3 protein-coding genes are annotated in these 2,522 nt (G+C 71.3%); all 3 read right to left on the bottom strand.

The features are described from left to right. Positions 1-447, bottom strand: a 447-nt coding sequence (locus G3573_RS21125) for a hypothetical protein (protein ID WP_205598423.1), incomplete at its 3' end; no start/stop codon positions are given. A gap of 441 nt (positions 448-888) precedes the next feature. Further along, positions 889-1,461, bottom strand: coding sequence for a polysaccharide biosynthesis/export family protein (locus tag G3573_RS21120; RefSeq protein WP_163263614.1), 573 nt, complete (start codon positions 1,459-1,461; stop codon positions 889-891). A gap of 107 nt (positions 1,462-1,568) precedes the next feature. Continuing rightward, positions 1,569-2,354 carry a metallophosphoesterase gene (locus tag G3573_RS21115; protein WP_240454833.1) on the bottom strand — a complete coding sequence of 262 codons (786 nt, stop codon included), beginning with the start codon at positions 2,352-2,354 and terminating at the stop codon, positions 1,569-1,571. Positions 2,355-2,522: the final 168 nt, after the last annotated feature.

Here is a 2,522-nt window from a genome sequence, read left to right as displayed (position 1 = left end):
GCCCGGAGGCGGGGCCATCGGCGCGGAGCCCGAGGGGCCGCCCGAGGCGCCGGCGCCGTTACCGCGGCCGGTCGAGGCCGGGGCGCCGGTCGACGCCTGCGCCACCACCGTCTGGGCGTTGTTGACCGCGGCCATGGCCGTGCCCGACAGGGCGCCCGACGCCTTGGCCGAATTCAGGGCGGCGGTCACCGTGCCGGCGTCCGCGCCGCTCTGGGCGATCACCGCCAGGACGGCGGCTTCGACCTCGGCCTGGACCTCGGCCTCGGTGAGGCCCTTCTGGCGGGCGGCGGTCTCAGCCGCCTTGGCGGCGTTGGAGATCGAGTCCGACAGCGACTGGACTTCAGCGGCGGGGGTGGAAGCGACCGGAGTCGCGTAGGCCGCGCCCGCCGCAGCGAGGCAAACAAGGGCAGCCGCGGAGGCGGCCGTAATCACTTTCGAAAGGCGCATGGAGAATCCCACCCCGTGTGTAGCTGAGCTGTTAGCACTCTTTTAACGGGTGAAAAAGGCGCCGCGTCGCGGAGGGCGACTTACAGCGTTATTTTTGCGACAGGGGCGGTTTTCGGGCCGGTTTCGGGCGGTTTGGCGGGGGAACGGCGCGTTTCGCCGGGGCCCGACGACGGTCGGGGTTCGGATGAAAACCACCGGCGGTTGTGGATGAGCCTGGGTCCGGAGTGAGGGCGCCGTGGGGCGAAGCTCTTCATCTGCTTCCCTTCTCCCCTTGCGGGAGAAGGTGGCGCGCGGAGCGCGTCGGATGAGGGGTGTTTGCGAGACGTCTGAACCGTCTTGCGTGACCACGCTCCTCATCCTGACGCCGGGGCGCCGACACCCCTCATCCGGCCGGCTCCGCCGGCCACCTTCTCCCGCAAGGGGAGAAGGGATCAGGACGGCTTAGAAGTACCGTTCGCCCACCCGCACCGTGTCGCCGGGGGCGACGGGGGTGCTGGACGTCAGCGGGTACTCGCGCTCGGCGGTTTCGTTGGCGTGCTTGATGAAGACGCGGCGGGTGTCGGCGCGGTAGGTGAAGCCTTCGGCGCGGGCGGCGGCGTTCATGACGGTGAGCGCGTTGGTGTAGGGGTATTCGCCGGGCTTCTTGACCTCGCCCAGGATGTAGAACGGGCGGTAGTTCAGCACTTCGGCGCTGACCTTGGGGTCCTTGAGGTAGCCGTCGCGCAGGCGCTCCTCGATGCCGGCCTGGACCTGGGGCACGGTCAGGCCGGCGGCCTTGACCTCGCCGATCAGCGGCATGGAGACGGCGCCGGCGCCGGAGACGACGAACTCGCCCGACAGGGTCTCCTCGCCGAAGACGATGACGCGCAGCTTGTCGCCGGCGCCCAGGCGGTATTCGAAGTTCTGCACCGCGGCGGCGGTCTCGACGACCGGCGCCTGGGCGGGCCCCTGCTGGCACCCGGCGACGGCGAAGGCCGACAGGATCGAAAGCAAAGCCAAGAAACGAGCGAACATGGAAGTCTCCCCGACCCCTTGCGAATGCCACGGCGAGGCTTTGCGTGCAACCTGGGCGGTCTTATGGGGAAGGCGCGCGCGACGAACCCCGCCCCTCTTGCGAGGGGTCAGGCCCGCGCCTGGATCAGCTGCTGATCCGTCCCGTCGAGCCGCACGGCCGTCAGCAGGCCGGTGGCGTAGGCGCCGGTGTCGACGCCGATGCGCCAGCGGGTGAGCTGGGCCTGTTCGACCGGGGTGTGGCCGTGTACGACGACGTGCTCGGCGGCGCGGGGGGCGGCGATGAACTCGCCGCGGATCCACAGCAGGTCCTTCGGATCCTGGGCCTCGAGCGGCACGCCCGGGCGCACGCCGGCGTGGACGAACAGGTAGTCGCCGCGCTCGGCCCACAGGGCCATGGAGCGGTAGAGCTCGAGGTGGTCGGCCGGCAGTCCTTCAGCGAAGGCGTCGCGGGCGGCGCTCCAGGCGGCGGTGTCGGTGCGGCTCGCGGGCGGGCGCACGCCGTAGGCGGCCAGGGTCGCGCCGCCGCCGTGCTCGGCCCAGGTGGGGCCGAACTCGGGCTGGTCGAGGAACAGCAGCAGGGCCTCCTCGTGGTTGCCCTTCAGCACGGTGACGTCCCAGGCGGGGTCGCGGGTCAGCTCGACCACGCGCTGGACCACGCCGGCCGAGGCCGGACCGCGGTCGATCAGGTCGCCGAGGAAGACGAGCGACGGGCGGCCGTCGTAGTCGCGGCGGTCCTCGGTGATCCTGGCCAGCAGGGCGTCGAGCAGGTCGAGCCGGCCGTGCACGTCGCCGACGGCGTAGACGCGCGACGGCGACCAGGCCGGCGGCTCCGACTGGACCGCGGCGGCGGCGCGCCCGTCGGGACGCGCCTCCGGGCGCAAGAACTTCCTCAAGGTCGACAGCATCGCACGCCCACTCACCCGCGGGGAGTGTAGCGCAACCGGAACAGCGCGTCCCCTCTCCCCTTGCATCGCACAAGCCCCTCTCCCGCAAGGGGAGAGGGGACGCGGGGCACGGAGTCGCGAGTCATGGTTAACGCCCGCGCAATGAGAATATACGAC

Origin of the sequence: Caulobacter sp. 17J65-9 (genome assembly GCF_010975005.1) — a bacterium.
Classification (GTDB): domain Bacteria; phylum Pseudomonadota; class Alphaproteobacteria; order Caulobacterales; family Caulobacteraceae; genus 17J80-11.
The sequence above is the reverse complement of the archived record's forward strand: the minus strand, read 5'-3'. Positions and strand labels throughout refer to the sequence as shown.